This window comes from Agrobacterium sp. a22-2, assembly GCF_012276985.1.
Taxonomy (GTDB): Bacteria; Pseudomonadota; Alphaproteobacteria; order Rhizobiales; family Rhizobiaceae; genus Allorhizobium.
This window is the reverse complement of the sequence record NZ_JAAXMM010000003.1, coordinates 337,292-356,934: the sequence shown is the minus strand read 5'-3', so window position 1 is coordinate 356,934 and position 19,643 is coordinate 337,292. Positions and strand designations below refer to the sequence as shown.

The 19,643-nt window shown below is 62.0% G+C and carries 20 protein-coding genes; 14 read left to right on the top strand and 6 right to left on the bottom strand.

Going from position 1 to position 19,643, the window contains the following annotated elements; all coding sequences use genetic code 11:
- Nucleotides 1-38: 38 nt before the first annotated feature.
- Nucleotides 39-578 carry a cytochrome b/b6 domain-containing protein gene (locus tag HFC70_RS07135; protein ID WP_168472522.1) on the bottom strand — a complete coding sequence of 180 codons (540 nt, stop codon included), beginning with the start codon at nt 576-578 and terminating at the stop codon, nt 39-41.
- 3 nt (nt 579-581) lie between these two features.
- Nucleotides 582-848, bottom strand: a complete 267-nt coding sequence (locus HFC70_RS07130; RefSeq protein ID WP_168472521.1) for a PepSY domain-containing protein — start codon at nt 846-848, stop codon at nt 582-584.
- Nucleotides 849-1,051: 203 nt separating this feature from the next.
- On the opposite strand from HFC70_RS07130, the gene HFC70_RS07125 reads away from it, so the two are divergent.
- The 7 genes from HFC70_RS07125 (at nt 1,052) to HFC70_RS07095 (ending at nt 9,141) form a co-directional block, all read left to right on the top strand.
- Nucleotides 1,052-1,711 carry a response regulator gene (locus HFC70_RS07125; protein ID WP_168472520.1) on the top strand — a complete coding sequence of 220 codons (660 nt, stop codon included), beginning with the start codon at nt 1,052-1,054 and terminating at the stop codon, nt 1,709-1,711.
- A 29-nt stretch (nt 1,712-1,740) separates the two neighbouring features.
- Complete coding sequence (locus tag HFC70_RS07120; RefSeq protein WP_168472519.1) at nt 1,741-3,060, top strand: ATP-binding protein; 1,320 nt, start codon at nt 1,741-1,743, stop codon at nt 3,058-3,060.
- 145 nt (nt 3,061-3,205) lie between these two features.
- The gene (locus HFC70_RS07115; protein WP_168472518.1) at nt 3,206-4,108 is read left to right on the top strand and encodes a hypothetical protein; all 903 of its coding nucleotides are present in this window, start codon (nt 3,206-3,208) and stop codon (nt 4,106-4,108) included.
- A gap of 123 nt (nt 4,109-4,231) precedes the next feature.
- Nucleotides 4,232-5,509, top strand: coding sequence for a hypothetical protein (locus HFC70_RS07110; RefSeq protein WP_168472517.1), 1,278 nt, complete (start codon nt 4,232-4,234; stop codon nt 5,507-5,509).
- 47 nt (nt 5,510-5,556) lie between these two features.
- A complete protein-coding gene (locus HFC70_RS07105) occupies nt 5,557-7,356 on the top strand; it encodes a phospholipase D-like domain-containing protein (RefSeq protein ID WP_168472516.1) in 1,800 nt (599 codons plus the stop codon).
- A 155-nt stretch (nt 7,357-7,511) separates the two neighbouring features.
- Nucleotides 7,512-8,465, top strand: a complete 954-nt coding sequence (locus HFC70_RS07100; RefSeq protein WP_168472515.1) for a ring-cleaving dioxygenase — start codon at nt 7,512-7,514, stop codon at nt 8,463-8,465.
- Nucleotides 8,466-8,589: 124 nt separating this feature from the next.
- Entirely contained in the window at nt 8,590-9,141 is a 552-nt protein-coding gene (locus tag HFC70_RS07095) for an NADPH-dependent FMN reductase (RefSeq protein WP_168472514.1), read from the top strand.
- A gap of 116 nt (nt 9,142-9,257) precedes the next feature.
- Here the strand turns inward: HFC70_RS07095 and HFC70_RS07090 are convergent, their stop codons facing one another.
- Nucleotides 9,258-10,814, bottom strand: a complete 1,557-nt coding sequence (locus HFC70_RS07090; RefSeq protein WP_168472513.1) for a VOC family protein — start codon at nt 10,812-10,814, stop codon at nt 9,258-9,260.
- A gap of 480 nt (nt 10,815-11,294) precedes the next feature.
- On the opposite strand from HFC70_RS07090, the gene HFC70_RS07085 reads away from it, so the two are divergent.
- The 3 genes from HFC70_RS07085 to HFC70_RS07075 all read left to right on the top strand — a co-directional run bounded on the left by HFC70_RS07085 (nt 11,295) and on the right by HFC70_RS07075 (nt 14,899).
- On the top strand, nt 11,295-12,224 hold the full coding sequence (locus HFC70_RS07085; protein ID WP_168472512.1) for a sugar ABC transporter substrate-binding protein: 930 nt from the start codon (nt 11,295-11,297) through the stop codon (nt 12,222-12,224).
- Nucleotides 12,225-12,301: 77 nt separating this feature from the next.
- Nucleotides 12,302-13,840, top strand: coding sequence for a sugar ABC transporter ATP-binding protein (locus HFC70_RS07080; RefSeq protein ID WP_168472511.1), 1,539 nt, complete (start codon nt 12,302-12,304; stop codon nt 13,838-13,840).
- Between the two features lie 33 nt (nt 13,841-13,873).
- The gene (locus HFC70_RS07075) at nt 13,874-14,899 is read left to right on the top strand and encodes an ABC transporter permease (protein ID WP_168472510.1); all 1,026 of its coding nucleotides are present in this window, start codon (nt 13,874-13,876) and stop codon (nt 14,897-14,899) included.
- Between the two features lie 90 nt (nt 14,900-14,989).
- Here the strand turns inward: HFC70_RS07075 and HFC70_RS07070 are convergent, their stop codons facing one another.
- Nucleotides 14,990-15,589: a DUF922 domain-containing protein gene (locus tag HFC70_RS07070; RefSeq protein ID WP_168472509.1), complete on the bottom strand. Its 600-nt coding sequence runs from the start codon at nt 15,587-15,589 to the stop codon at nt 14,990-14,992.
- Nucleotides 15,590-15,889: 300 nt separating this feature from the next.
- On the opposite strand from HFC70_RS07070, the gene HFC70_RS07065 reads away from it, so the two are divergent.
- Nucleotides 15,890-16,258, top strand: coding sequence for a hypothetical protein (locus HFC70_RS07065; RefSeq protein ID WP_168472508.1), 369 nt, complete (start codon nt 15,890-15,892; stop codon nt 16,256-16,258).
- Nucleotides 16,259-16,312: 54 nt separating this feature from the next.
- Here HFC70_RS07065 and HFC70_RS07060 read toward each other — a convergent pair whose 3' ends face one another.
- Nucleotides 16,313-17,677 carry an amidase gene (locus tag HFC70_RS07060; RefSeq protein ID WP_168472507.1) on the bottom strand — a complete coding sequence of 455 codons (1,365 nt, stop codon included), beginning with the start codon at nt 17,675-17,677 and terminating at the stop codon, nt 16,313-16,315.
- A gap of 151 nt (nt 17,678-17,828) precedes the next feature.
- Nucleotides 17,829-18,101, bottom strand: a complete 273-nt coding sequence (locus tag HFC70_RS07055) for a DUF6522 family protein (protein ID WP_168472555.1) — start codon at nt 18,099-18,101, stop codon at nt 17,829-17,831.
- 180 nt (nt 18,102-18,281) lie between these two features.
- Between HFC70_RS07055 and HFC70_RS07050 the strand changes: the two genes are divergently transcribed.
- From HFC70_RS07050 to napE, 3 genes are all read left to right on the top strand, one after another.
- Nucleotides 18,282-18,491 (top strand): hypothetical protein, encoded by a 210-nt coding sequence (locus tag HFC70_RS07050; RefSeq protein ID WP_168472506.1) that lies wholly within the window; start codon nt 18,282-18,284, stop codon nt 18,489-18,491.
- 43 nt (nt 18,492-18,534) lie between these two features.
- A complete protein-coding gene (ric, locus tag HFC70_RS07045; RefSeq protein ID WP_168472505.1) occupies nt 18,535-19,203 on the top strand; it encodes an iron-sulfur cluster repair di-iron protein in 669 nt (222 codons plus the stop codon).
- Nucleotides 19,204-19,429: 226 nt separating this feature from the next.
- Nucleotides 19,430-19,621, top strand: a complete 192-nt coding sequence (gene napE / locus HFC70_RS07040) for a periplasmic nitrate reductase, NapE protein (RefSeq protein WP_168472504.1) — start codon at nt 19,430-19,432, stop codon at nt 19,619-19,621.
- Nucleotides 19,622-19,643: the final 22 nt, after the last annotated feature.

Genomic DNA, 19,643 nt, shown 5'->3' with positions numbered 1-19,643 from the left:
TCTTCTGTCGTTCAAGGAATCGGCGATCAGAGCGCGGCTCAGACGATATCGTTAGAGGCCGGCGCGCGTTTGCGGCCTGTCACCATGGCTCTCACGAGGTTTTCGCGGTGCCGCAGGCTTTCGACCAGAACGCCGACCAGATGCAGTCCGACGCAGACCAGCAAAAGATTGGCAAGCGTCTCATGCACATCCTCGACCCATTCGACGCCCCAATAGGCGTCCGTGGTCTGCATCCAGCCCGTCAAGGCGATCGATGCCATGCCGGCCATCAGGATCAGAACCATGACGGCACCGAGCGGATTGTGGCCGAGATAACGACGGTCGCGGTTGCCGATCATGTCGCGAGCATAGGACAGGACTGCCCTTGGGCTTCTGACGAACTGGCTGAAACGGGTATAGCGGGAGCCGGCAAAGCCCATGACCAGCCTGGAGGCGACGAGTGCGCCGGCGGCATAGCCGGCGAACTCGTGCAGGTCCTTCATCTCGTCGGCCGTCAGCCAGGCGATCGCAAAGCTTGCCGCCAGCGCCCAGTGAAAGACCCTGACATACGGGTCCCACACTTTTACGGTGGCATTCATCGATCAGTTCTCGATCTTCATGTCGACGGAGGCAAGGCTCTTCGGGTCAAAATAGGCTTCGACCTTTTCGCCCTTGGCGTTGATCGCATAGGCTTCGTAGCAGCCGTCTTCGGTCTTGATCGAGCGCACTTTCCAGCCTTCGCCTTCAAGCTTGGTCTGCAGGGCTTCGCGCGGCTGCCAGTCCGTCATCGGGACATTGCATTTGTCGGAAGCGAAAGCGGCACCGGCAAGAACGACATTGACGGCGGCGGCAGCAAAGAAAATCTTCATTTGGTTTCTCCATCGGGTTAGAAGACACGGATGGTTCTGAGCCTGAAACCTGACGGTCGGCTGAACGCGCGCCATCTATATTTTTCAGAGGCTTGCGCAAAATTCAGGTCGCTGTCAGCTTGGCAGGCGACAGCGACCGCAGCCGTCCGGCGCGCACCAGCATGCCCGGTCAGGGCGCAGTCTCATAAAGGGAGCCACACGGCGTGAGAGTTCTTTTGATCGAAGACGACGCCATTCTCGGGGAGGCCGTTCGCGATTACGTGACGGCCGGCGGCCATGCCGTCGACTGGATGCAGACGCTCGACGATGCGCGCGGTTCGCTGCGGGCCGTCAGTTACGGCCTCATCCTGCTCGACCTGCGCCTGCCGGACGGCTCGGGCATCGGCCTGCTCAAGGACTTGCGCCAGAAAGGCGATGCGACGCCGGTGATCATCCTGACCGCCCATGACCAGATCTCCGACCGGATCGAGGGGCTGAACTGCGGCGCCGACGACTATCTGGTCAAGCCCTTCAACCTGGGAGAACTGACGGCACGCATGCTGGCCGTCGCCCGGCGCTACGGCGGCAGTCCGGTGCCGCTTGTTCATGTCGGCAATCTCGTCATCAATGCCGGCGATCGTCGCGTGCTGGCCGATGGCCGGGAGGTCATGCTGTCCGGCCGGGAATGGGCTGTGCTGGATGTGCTGATCGCCCGACCGGGTGCGGTCATTTCCAAGGCACGCATCGAGGAAGCCCTCTATGCCTTTGGCTCGGAAATCGAAAGCAATACGGTGGAGGTCTATGTCAGCCGACTGCGCAAGAAACTCGGCAAGGACAATGTCGTGACCGTCCGCGGCGTCGGCTACAAGGTGGAAGAGCGCTGATGGCCCCGATACGCAGCAGGACACGCAGCATGACGCGCCGACTGATCCTCTGGCTGACCGGCGCCATCACCGCCTTCTGGCTGCTGGCCGCGGGGCTCGGCGTCATGGTCATGCAGGACGAGTTCGGCGAGATATTCGACAGCGCCCTGCAGGAAACCGCCGAACGGCTGATGCCCCTGGTGATCGATGACCTGTTCCAGCGCGCCGAGGTGAGCGGCCCCCGGCAGCTTCAAGGCGTGACGAAGCCAGGGGATGAAGAACACCTGACCTACCAGGTACGCGATGCCTCGGGCCGTGTTCTCCTGCACTCGCACGACGTTTCCGCCGCCCCCTTCGAGGCGCCGCTGAAGCAGGGGTTCTGGCAGGGCGACGTCTATCGCATCTATACCGCCGCCTCGGTAAGCAACACGGTCTTCGTGCAGGTGGCCGATTCCATGGGCCATCGCCGCGAAGCAGCCATGGAGGGCGGCACGGCCCTGCTGCTGCCGGTGCTGCTGCTCGTTCCGTTAAGCGTGCTCGTGGTCTGGCTGATCGTCCGGCGCATGATCGCCCCGGTCGATGATCTGCGCCTGGCGATCGCCGGCAAGGACAGCGGCAACCTGGCGGAAATGCACCTCCCCGCTCTGCCCATCGAACTGCAACCGATCGCCCATTCCGTCAATCTCCTGCTATCGCGCCTGCGCGCCGCGCTCGATGCCGAACGGGAATTCACCGCCAACAGCGCCCACGAGCTTCGAACGCCGATTGCCGGTGCACTGGCGCAGACGCAGATGCTGATCGGCGAGTTGCGGGAGGGACCAGCCAAGGCCCGTGCCCGGCAGATCGAGACCTCCCTGTCTAAACTGGCAAAGCTCGCCGAAAAGCTGTTGCAGCTCGCCCGGGCCGAAGCCGGCATCGGCGCCACCGAGGCTCCGATCGATCTTGCCCGGGTGCTGGACCTGGTGGTCACCGATGTCCAGAGAGCATCATCGAATCCGGACCGAATCCGCTATATGCCACAGCCCGGGGCGACACTGATCCGGTCGGTCAGCGAGGACGCTTTTGCCATCGTCATGCGCAACCTGATCGAAAACGCCCTGGTCCACGGCGCTCCCGATGAACCCGTCGAGATCCGCCTGGACTCAGACGGCACCGTTTGTGTCACGAATGGCGCCAGACCGCTGTCCCAGAACGAACTCGCTAGCATTCGCACCCGTTTCGGCCGTGGCACGACGACCAGACCGGGTTCTGGCCTCGGCCTCTCCATCGTCGACAGGTTGCTCACCCAGATGAATGGGCGCCTCGACATCCGTTCGCCGGCGGCAGGACGGTCCGATGGCTTCGAGGCCAAGGTGACATTTTCCGGCTAAAACCACGGTTCGAAATATCCCGGTTGTCATGGAACCTGAAATGGAATTGCCATCCTGAGTTTAGTCTTGCCAGAATGCACGTCAAAGCGCATTGTCGTGCCCTGAGGGGAACCTCAGGATGTGCGTGTTCCGGGGGACGGGGTTCATGCTGCACAGATTGATGGCGCGCGAATACAAGCTTCTCCTGGACCCAGCGCGGTTTCAGGGAAAAGTGTCGCGAAATACGGCAAACAGTTTCTGGAACGACCAGTTGAAGCCGGTGATCGATCACCGGCTGGATCGTCGCAATGGCGATCGCAGCCGCGCCGAGCGGCAGTTCGATCCGGCCGAGGAACGGATCGTTCGCTTCTGGGATACGCCGGATTGTACCTTGTCCATGGCCGATCTTGCTTTCCGTCAGCGTGTGACGGTCAAGGATGAGCACGAGACGGCCGAGCGCGCCCAGCTCACGTTGAAACTGCGCATGCCGGACTTCTTCGTTGTCGCCTCAACCAGGCTGACGGGAAGCAGCGACAAGGCCGAGACCAAATTCGAGGAAGATATAGCGCCGCTCGAAATCGATATTCCCGACACCGGCCACTCTGCCGTCCTGCTGCCGGCAAGACGATCCATTCGCAGCCGGTTCTCCCTCTCTACCCGCCAGACCGTCGATTGGGACCAGTCCAGCCACAGCCTCGGCAATCTGCAATCGCGGTTCCCAACGCTTGGAGACGTCATTGCCGGGTCCAATCAGTCCTTTGATCCCGATGTGGTTCTGATCGGCGGTCCGATCATCCGTGAATTCGTGTTCGAGGGCGCCCGCATCCGGCTGAGCGAGACTATCACCGGCGTATTTTCGCTGACGCTGTGGTTCTTCGAGGCGCACGATACGAGGCCCGACGTCGCAGAGATCTCCTTCAAATGTGCGATCGAAGATGGAACAATGCCCGGGCGGGCGGCGAGACGGGCGCTGGCTTTGTTCATCGGCCTTCAGACGGATCTGGAGGCATGGGTGGAAACCCGACATTCCAGCAAGACGTCCCTGGCCCTGCCGGGACCTTGTGCGTAGCAGCCCATCCGGCTGCCCGAAATGCGGCGAAAATGCACGTCGCAGCTGTCATTAAAGCTTGAACACGCAGCGATAGAGTGCCGATTGGAAGAACCAGGCTTTCGTTTAAATGGGAGAAACGAAATGGATATCTATCAGCAGATCTGGGATGCCGACCAAAGCGGCAATGGCGTCAAACCGATATTGGCCGGGGCGGAGGGCTCTGCCGACACGGGTTTCGTGCGCGTCGTGAACACCGACGAGACCGCCGGGCCGCTTGACGACCTCAAGGTTCTTTCGGAAGTCGTCATACCGCCGGGCAAGCGCTCGACCTACGACCTGGCACGGGCCCTGTTCAACAACTACGTGCTGGACGAACAGGCTGCCGAAATCGAAACGCCCGAGGAGCGCGCCGAAGTCCACGACCTCTTGGAGGCAATCGTCGACACGGCGCCGATGCAGGTGGCCCGCGCCTATATCTCGGAGGAGACTGGAACCCCGGTTTCGCGCGACCGCTGGTATGCGACGCTGACTGAGCAATGGTTCCGCCGCTTTGCCCAGGGCGGCGACCGCGACCTCTCGGGCTTCGAACATGTCTTCGTCGGCGAGCAGGAAGGCCCGAAGGTCCAAGGCTATCACTTCTGGTACAAGTATCATCTCGACGACGGCCTCGCCTCGCAGATCGACCGCAACCGCCTGCCCGGATTCAAGGATGACCGCATCACCTACCTGCGCGGCCAATACAAGGACGGACAGGAGCGGTTTCCGGAATCCGTGACCATCTCCTATCGCTGGGATGCGCCGGATTACGAGGCCGGCACCACCCGTCCGCTGACCAAGCCGATCGGCGGCTTCTTTGTCGGCTGCAGCGTCGAAGGCCTGATGGCGCTCGGCGCCGTGCGCGCCCATCGCGGCGCACGGGCTCCGAAGGAGGCCGTCATCAATGGCGCCCGCTATGACATGAAGCTGTTTCTCGACCCGAGCGAGCGCTTCGTCAGAACCTTCTATCCGGCCTATCTTGGCCCCGCAGCCGAACACCCGCGCGGCGGTGCCGTGGTGACCGGAACGCAGGCGGGCGGGACGCAAGGCGTCGTCAGCGGCGCGGTCAAGATCGTCGCAGCACTGGTCAACCCGATGGGCGACGACCCGGGCAAGGAAACCGTGACCCTGGTCAATACAGGTATCGAGACCGTCAATCTCGATGGCTGGTTCCTGGTCGACAAGATGAGCAAGCGCTTCGGCATCAAGGACGTGACCCTTGCTCCGGGAATGGCAACGACGGTGCTGCTACCGCGCAACTCGGTGCAGCTTTCCAACAAGGGTGGAGAAATCCGCCTGGTCGATCGGGCCGGCGCCACAACGCATCTGGTCACCTACAGCAAGTCGCAGGCCGATCGGCAGGGTGAAACCATCATCTTCTGAGCAACCGCCCATCCTCTATCCCGCCACCATTCCACGGAGACACGATCATGCGGTTCAAATCGGACGAGATAGGCGGTTACCGGGTCTATGCGGTCACCGGCACCAACACGGTTTCGTTTGCCGTCGATTTCCGGCAGGCCGACACGTCCGGCCTGCTCGGCTTTGCCATCGAGCGCACCGACCCCACGGAAGACCAGCGCTATTTCCTCTACGGCTTCAAAGTGTTCGAGGAGGTCGTGCCCCATCCGGACGAGACCACTTCGGTCACCACCTTCAATCATCCGGTGCAGAGCTTCGTCCACGATGACTTTACCGCCAAACCGGGACGAACCTATGAATACCGCTTCTTCCCGCTGAAGGGAAAGCCGAAGAACATCGACCGGTCTGCACCACCGATCCCGATCACCATCAAGACCGAGCCACTGTTTTCCAATGAAGAACACGACGTCTTCTTCAATCGCGGCGTCGCCAGCAGCCAGGCTTACCGGCGGGAATTCGAGAACAAGCGGCCAGACGATCTGGAAGAGCCGAAGCGCCAGCGGGCGCTCGACTGGCTGAGCCGCGACCTCGACGAAGCCATGCTGCGCTTCATCGCCCAGGCGAAGCAGGGCGACACGCTGCTCTGCTGCTTCTACGAATTCCGCTATGCGCCGGTCGTCGAGGCGCTCAAGCAGGCGCTCGACGATGGCGTCGATGTCCGCATCATCATCGATGCCAAGAACAACGAGACCCGCGACAAGACCACCGGCGAGATCGTCAAGAAGAGCTTTCCCCGCACCGAAAACCTCGAACTGATCGACAAAACCGGCTTTCCGGCCGCAGCGATCATCCGTCGCGAGGCACAGCCGGGCGATATCCAGCATAACAAGTTCATGGTCTGGCAGAACAAGGACGGCACCGAGCACGCGGTCTGGACCGGTTCGACCAATCTCTCGGTCGGCGGTATCCATGGCCAGACCAATGTCGGCCATTGGCTGCGCAACAGCGATGCAGCGGCGGCCTTCACGGCCTATTGGCACGTCCTGTCCGCCGATCCGGGCAGCATGGGCAAGGACGATCCGCAAGGCCGTCAGAAGACCAAGGAACTGCGGCGCCAGGTGATGGCGATCGGCCAGGCTCCGACCGCGATTGCCGACATCGCCAAAGGCGTGACGCCCGTTTTCAGCCCGCGCTCCGGTCTCGACATGCTCGACCTCTATGCGGAACTGTTGGACAGCGCCGAACATCTCTCCTGCATCACGCTTGCCTTCGGCATCAGTGCCGTCTTCAAGCAACGCCTCTCGGACAATCATGCCGGCAGCCATCTGGCCTTCTTCCTCCTGGAGAAAGAGGACAAGCCCAATCCGCGCAGCTCGACGCCCTTCGTGGCCCTCAATGCCCGCAACAATGTCTACAAGGCCTGGGGTTCCTACCTGCGCGAACCACTACATCAGTGGGCCAGGGAAACGTCGGCCGGCCGCCTCGGCCTCAACCAGCATGTGAGCTTCATCCATTCGAAATTCCTGCTGCGCGATCCACTCGGCGCCGATCCGATCGTCGTCACCGGCTCGGCCAATTTCAGTGAACCGTCAACCACCAGCAATGACGAGAACATGCTGATCATCCGCGGCGACCTGCGGGCCGCGGATATCTATTTCACCGAATTCAACCGGCTGTTCTTCCACTATTATTTCCGCTCGGTGCAGGAGGCGACCAGCCGCCGCAGCGCGGGCGCAGCAGCGGCGCCGCCGGCCGGCTTCAGCGCCTTTCTGGAACCCGATGACAGCTGGATCGCCAAATACGCGCCGGGCAGCCTGCGCCGCAAACGCGTCGAGACATTCACCCACATGGCCGGCTTCGACACATGAACGATACTCGATGGCGGTTGATGGCTTTCGCGATCGTTTTATGAACAATGCGTTCTCGCCGCATGGCTTTAAACCTCGGTGGAACGGCGCGATATAGAGCCCACACAACGAAGGGCCTGCCGCAGCATGTGGTTTGGCCCAAGGAGGCTTAAGCCATGACTTTGCAGCTTACCGGAATTCATCATCTGACCGCCATCACCGCCAATGCGCCGGAAAACCTGCGGTTCTATACCCAGACGCTCGGCCTGCGGCTGGTCAAGAAAACCGTCAACCAGGACGATACCAGCGCCTACCATCTGTTCTATGCCGATGGCGAGGCAACGCCCGGCACCGACCTTACCTTCTTCGACTGGCCGGTCGGCCGCGAACGCCGCGGCACCCACAGCATTTCGCGCACCGCCCTTCGGGTGTCCGGCGCGGAAACGCTTGCCTGGTGGAAAGCCCGTTTCGAGACGCTCAAGGTCAAGGCCGGCGAGATCACCACGACCGGCGACCGCCTGTCGCTCGATTTCGAAGATGGCGAAGGCCAGCGCTTCCGGCTGATCGATGACGGCGGCATCGGTTCCTCGCAGCCCTGGGCCAAAAGCCCGGTGCCGGCCGAACACCAGATCCGCGGCCTTGGCCCGATCACCATCAGCGTGCCGGATATCGCCAATACGCAAGCTGTTCTGACCGACGTCATGAACATGACGGAGACTGGCACATACCCCGATCCGGACGGTGAAGGCACCGTGCATGTCTTCTCGATGGGCGAAGGCGGACCGGCCGCCGAACTGCATGTCGCCGTTCAGCCGAACCTGCCGCTGGCCCATCAGGGTGCCGGTGCCGTGCACCACGTCGCCTTCCGCACGCCCAATGTGGAGCAATTGACCCAGTGGGCCGAGCGCCTACGCGGTTTCCGCCTGCCGTCGAGCGGCGAGGTCGAGCGCTTCTATTTCCGTTCGCTCTATTTCCGCGAGCCCAATGGCGTGCTGTTCGAAATCGCCACGGACGGCCCGGGCTTTGCCGTCGACGAACCGATGGAAACGCTGGGCGAAAGCCTGTCGCTGCCGCCCTTCCTCGAACCGCGCCGCCAGTCGATCGAAGCAAAGCTGAAGCCGCTGGCCTGACGCTGAGGCATCGCGGAAAAATAAAGCCGGGAGCCTGTCTCCCGGCTTTTTTTGCGTCTGCGGGCTGGCACGGGAATGCAGACTTGCTAGGCTCAGTCACACATCACATCAGAGAGGATACGTCATGGTAAAACTGCTCGGCATCTCCGGAAGCCTGCGCAAGGGGTCCTACAATACAGCCTTGCTGAACGCCGCCATCGCGCGGGCCGGCAGTAATGTGACCCTGTCGGCCGGCACTATCCAGGGCATTCCGCTTTATGACGGCGATCTGGAAGCCACCGAGGGCATTCCGGCGGCCGTGCAGGCGCTGAAAAGCCAGATCGAGGCGGCCGATGGCGTGATCCTGTTTACACCGGAATACAACAATTCCATTCCCGGCGTGTTCAAGAATGCCATCGACTGGCTGTCGCGTCCGTCGTCGGACATCGCAAAGGTGTTCGGCAACCGGCCTTTCGCCATCGCGGGCACCTCACCCGGTAATTTCGGCACGCAGCTCAGCCAGAATGCCTGGCTGACGGTGCTTCATACGCTCGGCGCCCGCACCTGGTCGGGCAAACGGCTGATGGTCCCGCGGGCCGGCGAGGTCTTCGACGCCGAAGGCCGGCTCATCGACGAGGCGACGGCCAAAAGGCTCGATGGGTTCGTCGCCGGCTTTGCCGAATTCGTCAGCCCATGACGTAGGTCGCCGTTCCTTGCGGCTGTTGCCACGCTTGAGGCCCAACGTACCGAAACCAAAAGCGCCGCCCGTCACGATGACGAGCGGCGCTTTTGTCGTTCAGGCTTCAAGCCGTTTCAGAGCTTCAATGCGTCAAGCCAGTCGCGCGCCATCTGCACATCCGGCATGCCGATCTCGTGGCCGGCCGAAATCACATGGGATGTCAGCGACGCATGGGCCTTTTCCAGCTGCGTCTGCAGTTCCGGCGCATGGACGCCGTAGGGATCGTGCGCACCGCTGATCATCAGCGCCCGGGTTCCGGTCAGATCGACGGCAGGAGGGTGTTCCAGTACATTCATCGCCCGCAGCAGGATGGCATTGTTCACCAGACCCGGATGCAGAAGCATCATGGCCCCCAGCATGTTGGCGCCGTTCGAATAGCCGAGATAGGCGGTGCGGGCCGGGTCGATGTCATAGGCCTCCCGCGCACCCTCGACAAAGGCGGCGAAGGCGTCGGCTTCCGAGGCGATGTCCTTCTGGTCGAAGGTCACCATGCTTAAGCGCCGGAAGAAGCGGGCAACGCCTTCTTCGTTCGAGCGGCCGCGTACGCCGATCAGCGTGGCATTCGGCGCCATGCGGCTGGCATAGGGCATCAGGCTCGCTTCATTGCCGCCGGTGCCGTGCAGCAGGATCAGGGTCGTGCCGTCCGGGTTTTCCGGTTGATGGATGCGGTGGACGAAAGGCAGGTCTCTATGGGGCATTCTCATCTCTCCTGGCAGCGCAAACTGCGGCAACATGGTTGTGATATCGGTGTCCTCGCCGCGGAAATGCGGCGGAATGAACAATTTTGAGCCAAGCGCGTCGACCGGCTCGTCGATGGCAAAGCCTGGACCGTCGGTGGCAAGCTCAAGCAGCGTGCCGCCCGGCTCGCGGACATAGAGCGAGTAGAAATAGGTACGGTCATGGACATTGGCCAGCAGCTGCTCGCCGACCGGAAGGCCATCCCGCACCCGCTCGACTTCGGCCCGGTCAGTGGCGCGAAAGGCGATGTGGTCGATCGTGCCGGTGCCGGGTGCGGCCGTCCAGAAACCGCTGGCATTGCGCACGTCGATGATCTCGCCGGCCTCAGACGTCAGGCGGCGGACAGCGCCGCTCTCGGGGCCGGCCGCAAAGCCCATATGGCGTTCCAAGAAGGCAACGGTCTCGCTCGGTTTTTCCGAGAGGATCGTCGCACCTCTCAGCCCGCGGATGGCGAACTGTTCCGGCACGCCGGCGCCTGTCCAGGGATTGGCATGACCTGTATCCGGCGCGCCGACCAGTTTGACGATCACGCCGTCCGGATCTGTCAGCCGCAGCACCGGTTCGCCGAATTCGGCGGCCGGGCCGCTCAGCTTGATGCCGAACTGCAGTGCCCGCGTCAGCCAGAAGCCGATGGCGTCAGGCGCGATGGCAAGGGCGATTTCGCTGGGTGCACCATGACCGACGCGGCCGGGCGATCCGTCTTCCCAGACGAGAAACGTCACCAGTGATCCCGGCGTCGCAACGCTGTCACCATAAAACAGATGCAGTTGCGTGGCGTCCTCGAATCCGGCCGTGCGCTTGACCAGCCTCAGGCCGAGAAAACCGGCATAGAAATCGACATTCTCCTGCACCCGCCGGGTGATGAGGGTCACATGATGAAGTCCACTGGTCATGGCTCAAACTCCAAGGGTTACGGTCGCCGGCGTGCGGCGGTTGCTCCCTAATTGGCCCCGATCGACCGAAAGCGCCAGTCACGGCCAAGGAACACACTGTCAACGCTTCTCGTCCAAAGCGGAATCGACTCTGGCCGAACAGACGAGTCTAAGACAGGACCGGATCGGTCGAGATAGAGGGGGCATCGCCTGACAGCGATCAATATGGAATGAAAATTCCACATGAAATTCAGTCGAATTGAGAGGAAAAATCCAGCAAATCAAACCGATTGCGAGAATTTGAGCGCATTCGTGCATGGAACCCGTTGACGACCATGCGGAAAAATGGAATAAATTATCTGCATTTCTTAGCAAGCGGTCTGTTTATTCCGTTTTGCCAACCGCGTCGGGAGCGCGGACCATCAAATGCTCGACCGACCCGGGAGAGGTCGGTTTCCGGCAAACCCCGGTGGGCCGGACACCATGTGAGGAGGAAAGACCATGAAGAAATTCCTGTTGGGCGCCAGCCTGTCCGTTCTGTTGAGCACGGCTGCCCATGCCGAGACCATCGGCGTGTCGATGGCGCTGTTCGACGACAACTTCCTGACCGTCCTGCGCGGCGGCATGCAGGACTATGCAAAGACCCTCGACGGCGTGACCCTGCAGGTCGAGGACGCCCAGAACGACGTCTCCAAGCAGCAGAGCCAGATCCAGAACTTCATCGCCGCCGGCGTCGATGCCATCATCGTCAATCCGGTCGATACCGATGCGACAGCCGCCATGTCCAAGATTGCCGCAGACGCCGGCATTCCGCTGGTCTATGTCAACCGTCAGCCGGTCAACCTCGACACCCTGCCCGAAAAGCAGGCCTTCGTTGCCTCCAATGAAGAAGAGTCCGGCACCCTGCAGACCCAGGAAGTGTGCAAGCTTCTCGGCGGCAAGGGCAAGGCCGTGGTGATGATGGGCGAACTGTCCAACCAGGCGGCCCGCATGCGCACCCAGGACATCCATAACGTTCTCGGCACCGACGCCTGCAAGGGCATCGAGATCGTCGAAGAGCAGACGGCCAACTGGTCGCGTACCCAGGGCGCCGACCTGATGACCAACTGGCTGTCGGCCGGTCTGGAATTCGACGCTGTCATCGCCAACAATGACGAAATGGCCATCGGCGCCGTTCAAGCCCTGAAAGCTGCCGGCCGCGCCATGGATTCCGTCGTGATCGCCGGCATCGACGCCACGCAGGATGCGCTTGCCGCCATGTCCGCCGGCGATCTCGATGTCACCGTCTTCCAGAACGCCGCCGGCCAGGGCAAGGGCTCGGTCGATGCGGCACTGAAGCTGGCCAAGGGCGAAGCGGTCGAAAAGAAGGTCTTCATTCCCTTCGAGCTGGTCACGCCGGCAAACCTCGCCGACTACCAGGCCAAGAACTGATCTCCTCCTGACGAGAATGCCGAACGCGGGCGGCAGCCCGCGTTCGGACCCTGCTTGCTGTTCCCGGAGGTTTTGACATGGTCAGCCCGACAACGATGGCCGCTGTGCGCAAAAGCGGTGCGATCCCGAATTCGGAATATCTGCTGACGGCCGAGGGCGTTCGCAAGGAATTCCCGGGTGTCGTCGCCCTCGACAATGTCACCTTTCGCCTGAAGCGCGGCAGCGTGCATGCGCTGATGGGCGAAAACGGCGCCGGCAAATCGACGCTGATGAAAATCCTTGCCGGCATCTATCACCCCGACCAGGGCAAGGTGCAGCTCAAAGGCGTCGACATCCGTCTCAAATCGCCACTCGACGCGCTTGAGAACGGCATCGCCATGATCCATCAGGAGCTGAACCTGATGTCCTTCATGACCGTGGCGGAGAATATCTGGATCCGCCGCGAGCCGCTCAACCGCTTCGGCTTTGTCGATCACGGCGAGATGCATCGCAAGACCGCCGATCTTTTCAAGCGCCTGAATATTGCCCTCGATCCGGAAGCGCAGGTCGGCGACCTCTCGGTCGCCAATCGCCAGATGGTCGAGATCGCCAAGGCGGTCTCCTACGAATCCGACGTACTAATCATGGACGAGCCGACATCGGCGCTGACCGAACGCGAGGTCGAGCATCTCTTCCAGATCATCCGGGGCTTGCGCGATCAGGGCATCGGCATCGTCTACATCACCCACAAGATGAACGAGCTGTTCGAGATCGCCGACGAATTCTCGGTGTTCCGCGACGGCAAATATATCGGCACCCATGCTTCCAGCGACGTGACCCGCGACGATATCATCCGCATGATGGTCGGCCGCGAGATCACCCAGATGTTCCCCAAGGAAGACGTGCCACTCGGCGAGGTGCTGCTGTCGGTGAAGAACCTGACGCTCAACGGCGTCTTTCAGGACGTCTCCTTTGAGGTGCGCGCCGGCGAAATACTCGGCGTGGCCGGCCTTGTCGGCTCCGGCCGCTCGAATGTCGCCGAGACGCTGTTCGGCGTGACGCCCGCCTCTTCCGGCTCAATCGAAATCGACGGAAAGCCGGTCGACATCCACAGCCCGACGGAAGCAATCCGCAATCGCATGGCGTTTCTGACTGAAGACCGCAAGGAGACCGGCTGCCTGCTGATCCTCAACGTGCTGGAAAACATGCAATTGGCCGTGCTGCAGGACCGCTTCGTCAGCAAGGGCTTCGTGCAGCAAAGCGAACTCTCGGCGCAATGCGAGGACATGTGTCGCAAGCTGCGCGTCAAGACGCCGAGCATGAACGAGCGCATCGAGAACCTGTCCGGCGGCAACCAGCAGAAGGTATTGATCGGCCGCTGGATGCTCACCAATCCGCGTATCCTGATCCTCGACGAGCCGACGCGCGGCATCGATGTCGGGGCGAAGGCCGAGATCCACCGCCTGGTTTCCGAAATGACCAAGCTCGGCGTCGCGGTGATCATGATCTCGTCGGAAATGCCCGAAGTGCTGGGCATGAGTGACCGTATCATGGTCATGCATGAGGGCCGCGTCACCGGATTTCTCGACCGCAAGGACGCCACACAGATCAAGGTCATGGACCTGGCGGCGCGCTAGCGCCACCGTCCAAGGACCGTCAGGGAGGACACAATGAACAATAGCGTGGCAAAAGCCGAAAGCGACCTGAAACCTAGCCGCCAGCGCCGGCGTATTCCGCCGGAAGCCAACATCCTGCTGGTGTTGATCGGCATCGCGCTGGTCTACGAAATTCTCGGCTGGGTCTTCGTCGGCCAGAGCTTCCTCTTCAACCAGCAACGCCTGACCATCATGATCCTGCAGGTCTCGGTGATCGGCATCATCGCCGTTGGCGTCACCCAGGTCATCATCACAGGCGGTATCGACCTGTCTTCCGGCTCGGTGGTCGGCATGACGGCGATGTTCTCTGCCAGTCTTGCCCAAGCCTCGACCTGGCCGCGCGCCCTTTATCCGGGCCTCACCGATCTTCCGTTCGTCGTGCCGATCGCCATCGGCATCCTGGCGGGCCTTGCCGCCGGCTATATCAACGGTCAGCTGATCGCCAAAACCAAGATCCCGCCCTTCATCGCCACGCTCGGCATGATGGTGACGGCCCGCGGCATATCGAAGTGGTACACCAAGGGCCAGCCGGTCTCGGGCCTCAATGAAGATTTCATCTTCATCGGCACGGGCGTCTGGCCGGTCGTGGTCTTCCTCACCGTCGCGGTCATCTTCCACATCGCGCTTCGCTACACCCGCTACGGCAAGTTCACCTATGCGATCGGCGCCAATGTGCAGGCGGCCCGCGTATCCGGCATCAATGTCGAGGCCCATCTGATCAAGGTCTATGCCATTGCCGGCATGCTGGCGGGCCTGGCCGGCGTCGTCACCGCCGCCCGTGCCCAGACCGCCCAGGCCGGCATGGGCGTGATGTACGAACTCGACGCGATTGCAGCAGCCGTGATCGGCGGCACCTCGCTTGCCGGCGGCGCCGGCCGGATCACCGGTACGGTCATCGGCACGATCATCCTCGGCGTCATGACCTCCGGCTTCACCTTCCTTCGGGTGGACGCCTATTACCAGGAAATCGTCAAAGGCATGATCATCGTGGCTGCCGTGGTCGCCGACGTCTATCGCCAGAAGAAGCGCGCCAAGGCGTAATCATCGCCACACCCGACAAAAAACGCGGCGCGACAGTGCCGCGTTTTATCTTTTGGTTGCGACCGTCCTGTTAACATCGACGGCACAACGCTATTTTTGGTTGACCAGCATCAGCACCAGTTGGTGGATATTGCCGCCGTTGCTGAGTTCGACCTTATCGAAATCGCGGCTGCGTTGCCGCTGTTCCTGCGACAGCTTGCCCAGCCGGCCCGTCAGTTCCGTGCGGATCTTGCTGCAGTCGGGATCATCGGCCACGGTCAGGCCGATACTGGTCGCCTCGATGGCCTTGACCAGATCCGTGATGAATTCGCCATGCACCTTTTCATGGTCGCGCACCCCGGTAATGAACGTCTCCCAGAGGTTGCCGGTCGCCCCTTGCAGCTTTCTGGCGGGTTTTGGCAGCGTGTAGATAATGGTGAGCTTCGGCCGGGCCGTGGTCAGCACGCAGGCGCCATTTTGTTGCGGTTCGTATTTGCGAGTCCAGGTCAGGGTGAAGGTGGTATGGGCAATGGCGCGGACCATGCCGAGTTTCGGGCCACGCTCGCCAATCGAGGCATAAAGCTCGGCCCCCGTATTGCCCTCGATGACATAGGGCTGAACCTTCTCGACGGCCTGCCACTCTGCCCTGGCCACCAGCGGCGACAATGCCACGTAGAGGCCCAGAACCCACGATCGAATGCCTGCTTTCACGCTATTTTCCTTCGGACGGATCAGTCGCCGGCGCAGACTAGAATGTTTCGGGGCCGAAGGGAATCGCTCAGCGACGAACAAACCCGACGTTCGATCAAAGAGTTGTGCTAGACTTAAGGAATGCAGCTGCCTAACAAGCTGACCACGCAGCACGGCAAACGCCAAAGCTGACACACCGACCTGAAATCGCTAACGATTGCCATCTCTGCGGATGCGGGGGCAACCTTTCGTTAACGGAATTCCCTTAGCTGCCGGGGTCCGGCATTTGCCGCCAAAGCCCAGTTCTGAAATGTGAATGACATGCCCCGATCAAGAGCTTCCACCCAGGCCTTCCACAACAAGATTTCCACCTTCTGCGAGCAGCGGCTCGCCCCTGCCCTGCCGCCGAACGATTACGAAAACCTGCGCTGCTACATGCTGGGCCTGATTGCCCGCAAGGCCTCACCGCCGCGCCAGGGCGACAAGCTCGACTGGCCGAAAATCGCCGCAGACTGCGATCTGCATGGCGAGAGCCTCTATATTGCCCGCAAACTTGCCCCGCACGGCTTCGATGCGGTGCTGCGCTGGCTTGGCGAAGGCCGACCTTCCGCCATGACGCTGGCGGGCAATGGCACTCGCCCGGGAAGCGCCTGTCCACCGATGAAAATGCACGGCGCGTCCCTGCGCTAAAAGACCGATGCCGGCCGAGGCGTCTCGGCCGGCCTTTACCGACAGCAGGATTGATCAGCCCTGCAAGACCGCTTCCGCGGCAAGGGCTGCCGAGAGCAGCCGCTCGTCCTCATTTCGCTGGCCCGACAGCAGCAGCCCGACCGGCATGCCGGCATCGCCCGTTCCGCAGGGCAGCGAGACACCGCAACCATCGAGAAAATTGTTGATCAGCGTGTTGCGCAGCGTCTTGGCATTGGTCTTGGTGAACAGGTCATCATCGCCAAGCAACGGCTCGGTCAGGGGCGCCACATGCGGCAAGGTCGGGGCGACCAGAAGCTCACCGGGCGCAAGGCTTGCGGCGAATGCGGCGATCAGCCTTCCGCGCGCCTCCAGCAGCGCCAGATAATCTGATGTCGTGGTCTTTTCGCCAAGGCGCGCCCGTGCTGCGACCCGCGGGTCCATCTCTGCTGCGCCGGGTCCGGCCAGTCGGTCCTTGTGCACGGCAAACGCTTCGGCCGACACCATCGGCCCGTGCCGCGCTGCCAGCTCGAACAATTCGGAAAACAGCGGAAAGGCCTGACGGCGGATTTTTGCGCCGCCGCGCTCGAGCTTCGCCAGCGCCACCTCGAACGCCGCAACGACGCCCGGCTCCGCGCCATCGAAGACGATGGTTTCCGGCACCACCAGCGACAGGTCGGACAGTACGCCGCGGCGGATATCGGCCGTGATGGCGCCGCGCATGGCGGTGTCGATGAGAACGGCGTCGGCAACAGTGCGGCAGAGCGGCCCGAGACTGTCATGGCTCTTGGCGAGCGGAAACACGCCGCGCATCGAACAGCGCCCGCGCGTCGCCTTGTAGCCGACGATGCCGTTGAAGGCGGCCGGGATGCGCACCGAACCGCCGGTATCGGTACCGATCGACACCGGCACCAGACCGGCGGCAACCGCCACCGCGGAGCCCGAGGACGACCCGCCCGGCAGGCGGGCGCCATCTCGAGACGCCGGATTGCGCGGCGTGCCGTAGTGGGGATTGATGCCGAGACCGGAAAAGGCGAATTCGCTCATGTTGACGCGGCCGACGCTCACCATGCCGGCAGCACAAAGCGCTGCCACCACATCCGCGTCCCGTTCGGCAGACGTCGCATTGGCCAGAACCTTCGATCCTGCGGTGGTCGCCAGCCCCTCGACATCGAAAAGATCCTTCCACGCAACGGGGATACCGTCGAGCGCGCCGCGCGACCGGCCGTCGCGGATGCGCTTTGCCGACGCCTGCGCCTCGGCCATTGCCCGTTCCTCCAGCAGGCTGAGGAAGATCGTCTGATCGCCAAAGTCCCGGATCGCCGCGAAGGTTTCTTCCGCAAGCGCCACGGGATCGAGGGCGCCGGACTGGATGAGGACCGACAGCGTACTGACCGATCGTCCTGTATTCGAAGTGGTCATGTCGGGGTCCTTTCTGCCGGCGCCCCTGTAGCCTCGGCACACCGGTTCAAACTGTCGATACAGCGATGTTCCAGATCCGAAAGGAATTCGCAAGGGCGGGACGACCGTGATCCCCGGCGAAAAGGCGGCATTCGATCCGCGGCCGGACGGCTTACGGACGGCGCAGCAATTGCCCGCGAACGAAGGTCATCTCCTCGCTCATAACGCGATCCTCGGAATCGAGAATGGCCCGCCAGAGACGGTTTCCGAGGCGCAGGCTGAGGCGGCAAGTGCCTGCATCCTCGCCCTCGCCCACCTCGACGGTGCTGGCCAGCAGGCCTTTCTGCATCTTGCGCCGGAAATCGTCGCTGGTCAGCCCGAACCGTTCGGCAAGATCGGCCGGTTGCAGGATGAAATCGCCATTGGGATCGCGTTCGATCTGCATCATGATCCTCTCGAAGAGCGGCAAGCCGGCAGTGTCTTTGCTTCAGTCCACCAATATGTCGTCACCACGACGCTAGCACATTGATCCCGACCGTCTCGATAATCTTTGTGCCAGCACAAAGAACAGGACCACCGGCAGGCGTAGCATCTCCCCATGATGCGCGAACAGCCGGGATTCCCCATGGGCGACGACAGAGCACGACACTACCGTAATGTCCTGATGGAAATGCTGACCGCGCAGGCCGGCCTGCCCGATGATCTATGCCAGACCATGGAATTCCTGGTGCATGGCACACGGGTGCAGAGCATTTTGCCAAGGCTGGCAACGGAGCCTCGGCGAGACCACCATTCCGGCCGGATCGGGCCGCTCAGAACAGTCGACCTTGGATGATCGCGATCGTCACTTCAGACCGCCGACCCAGAAAGGACCTCCCTTGATGCCGATTTCCCTCGACATGACCGTTCGCACCATTGCCGCAGACCTGCCGGGTGCTGCCGAGCTTTTCCGCCGGGCGGGCATCAATTTCTGTTGCGACGGCCATGTGCGGCTGGCAGAGGCGGCTCTTGCCGCCGGCCTCCTTCCCGATAGCCTGCTTGGCGACCTGCAGGAACTGGCCAACGCCGCGGGACGGGACGCGCCAGAAGACACCGCGGCGCTGATCGATCACATCCTGTTCCGCTACCACGACACCCATCGCGCCGAACTGGAATGGCTGATCCCGCTGGCCCAGAAGGTGGAGCGGGTGCATGGCGGCCACGACATGGCGCCGGCTGGCCTCAGCGATACGCTGATTGCCTTGCGCGACGAGTTGACCGGTCATATGGCACGGGAAGAACAGGTTCTGTTTCCCATGATGCGGCGCGGCGGCACCGAGATGATCGCCCATCCGATCCAGCAGATGCGCCATGAACACGACGGTGCGGCGCGATTGCTGAAATCCGTCGAGCACGTCACCCACAGCCTGTCGCTGCCGGAAGGCGCCTGCGGATCCTGGACGGCGCTTTACACGGGGCTGCGCAAATTCGTCGACGACCTGGTAACCCACATGTACCTGGAAAACAGCGTTCTATTTCCGCGCTTCGACGCGGCAGGGCGAGCGTGACGGATTGCCAGGGAGGCGCCTGAAGCGGCCTGCCAACGCCACAACCGTGAAGTTTGCAAGCTGTCGTCCAGGACGAAATTAGACTTGTGTTTCGTCAGGCGATGATGGACAGTGTCGCTCTGACGACAACACAACAGTGCATTTTCAGCGACATCCCGGCACATTGGCCGCATTGCCTCCCTCTCACGAGAGGTTCCATCGGAACACCAGCTCGAAGTCGGACACCATGACTGAATTCTCGACGGAAAATCTGCCTGCGCAGGCCCCCAAATCCAGACGGCGCTCCGAAATGCTGGCCTTTCTGGTGCTGGCCTTCGGCATCTGGCCCGTGGTCGCCGTCGGCGTTGTCGGCAGCTATGGTTTCATGGTCTGGATGTACCAGATCGTTTTCGGGCCTCCCGGTCCTCCGGGCCACTAAGGAGGACGAGATGACCATGGAT

What these genes read in the sequence shown, in the direction of transcription:
- HFC70_RS07100 (WP_168472515.1), top strand. Translation starts at nt 7,512, where the DNA reads ATGACTTTGCAGCTTACCGGAATTCATCATCTGACCGCCATCACCGCC.
- HFC70_RS07085 (WP_168472512.1), top strand. Translation starts at nt 11,295, where the DNA reads ATGAAGAAATTCCTGTTGGGCGCCAGCCTGTCCGTTCTGTTGAGCACG.
- HFC70_RS07065 (WP_168472508.1), top strand. Translation starts at nt 15,890, where the DNA reads ATGCCCCGATCAAGAGCTTCCACCCAGGCCTTCCACAACAAGATTTCC.
- HFC70_RS07095 (WP_168472514.1), top strand. Translation starts at nt 8,590, where the DNA reads ATGGTAAAACTGCTCGGCATCTCCGGAAGCCTGCGCAAGGGGTCCTAC.
- HFC70_RS07120 (WP_168472519.1), top strand. Translation starts at nt 1,741, where the DNA reads ATGACGCGCCGACTGATCCTCTGGCTGACCGGCGCCATCACCGCCTTC.
- HFC70_RS07075 (WP_168472510.1), top strand. Translation starts at nt 13,874, where the DNA reads ATGAACAATAGCGTGGCAAAAGCCGAAAGCGACCTGAAACCTAGCCGC.
- HFC70_RS07055 (WP_168472555.1), bottom strand. Translation starts at nt 18,101, where the DNA reads ATGCAGATCGAACGCGATCCCAATGGCGATTTCATCCTGCAACCGGCC.
- HFC70_RS07105 (WP_168472516.1), top strand. Translation starts at nt 5,557, where the DNA reads ATGCGGTTCAAATCGGACGAGATAGGCGGTTACCGGGTCTATGCGGTC.
- HFC70_RS07110 (WP_168472517.1), top strand. Translation starts at nt 4,232, where the DNA reads ATGGATATCTATCAGCAGATCTGGGATGCCGACCAAAGCGGCAATGGC.
- HFC70_RS07130 (WP_168472521.1), bottom strand. Translation starts at nt 848, where the DNA reads ATGAAGATTTTCTTTGCTGCCGCCGCCGTCAATGTCGTTCTTGCCGGT.
- HFC70_RS07050 (WP_168472506.1), top strand. Translation starts at nt 18,282, where the DNA reads ATGGGCGACGACAGAGCACGACACTACCGTAATGTCCTGATGGAAATG.
- HFC70_RS07135 (WP_168472522.1), bottom strand. Translation starts at nt 578, where the DNA reads ATGAATGCCACCGTAAAAGTGTGGGACCCGTATGTCAGGGTCTTTCAC.
- HFC70_RS07090 (WP_168472513.1), bottom strand. Translation starts at nt 10,814, where the DNA reads ATGACCAGTGGACTTCATCATGTGACCCTCATCACCCGGCGGGTGCAG.
- HFC70_RS07060 (WP_168472507.1), bottom strand. Translation starts at nt 17,677, where the DNA reads ATGACCACTTCGAATACAGGACGATCGGTCAGTACGCTGTCGGTCCTC.
- napE (WP_168472504.1), top strand. Translation starts at nt 19,430, where the DNA reads ATGACTGAATTCTCGACGGAAAATCTGCCTGCGCAGGCCCCCAAATCC.
- HFC70_RS07115 (WP_168472518.1), top strand. Translation starts at nt 3,206, where the DNA reads ATGCTGCACAGATTGATGGCGCGCGAATACAAGCTTCTCCTGGACCCA.
- HFC70_RS07080 (WP_168472511.1), top strand. Translation starts at nt 12,302, where the DNA reads ATGGTCAGCCCGACAACGATGGCCGCTGTGCGCAAAAGCGGTGCGATC.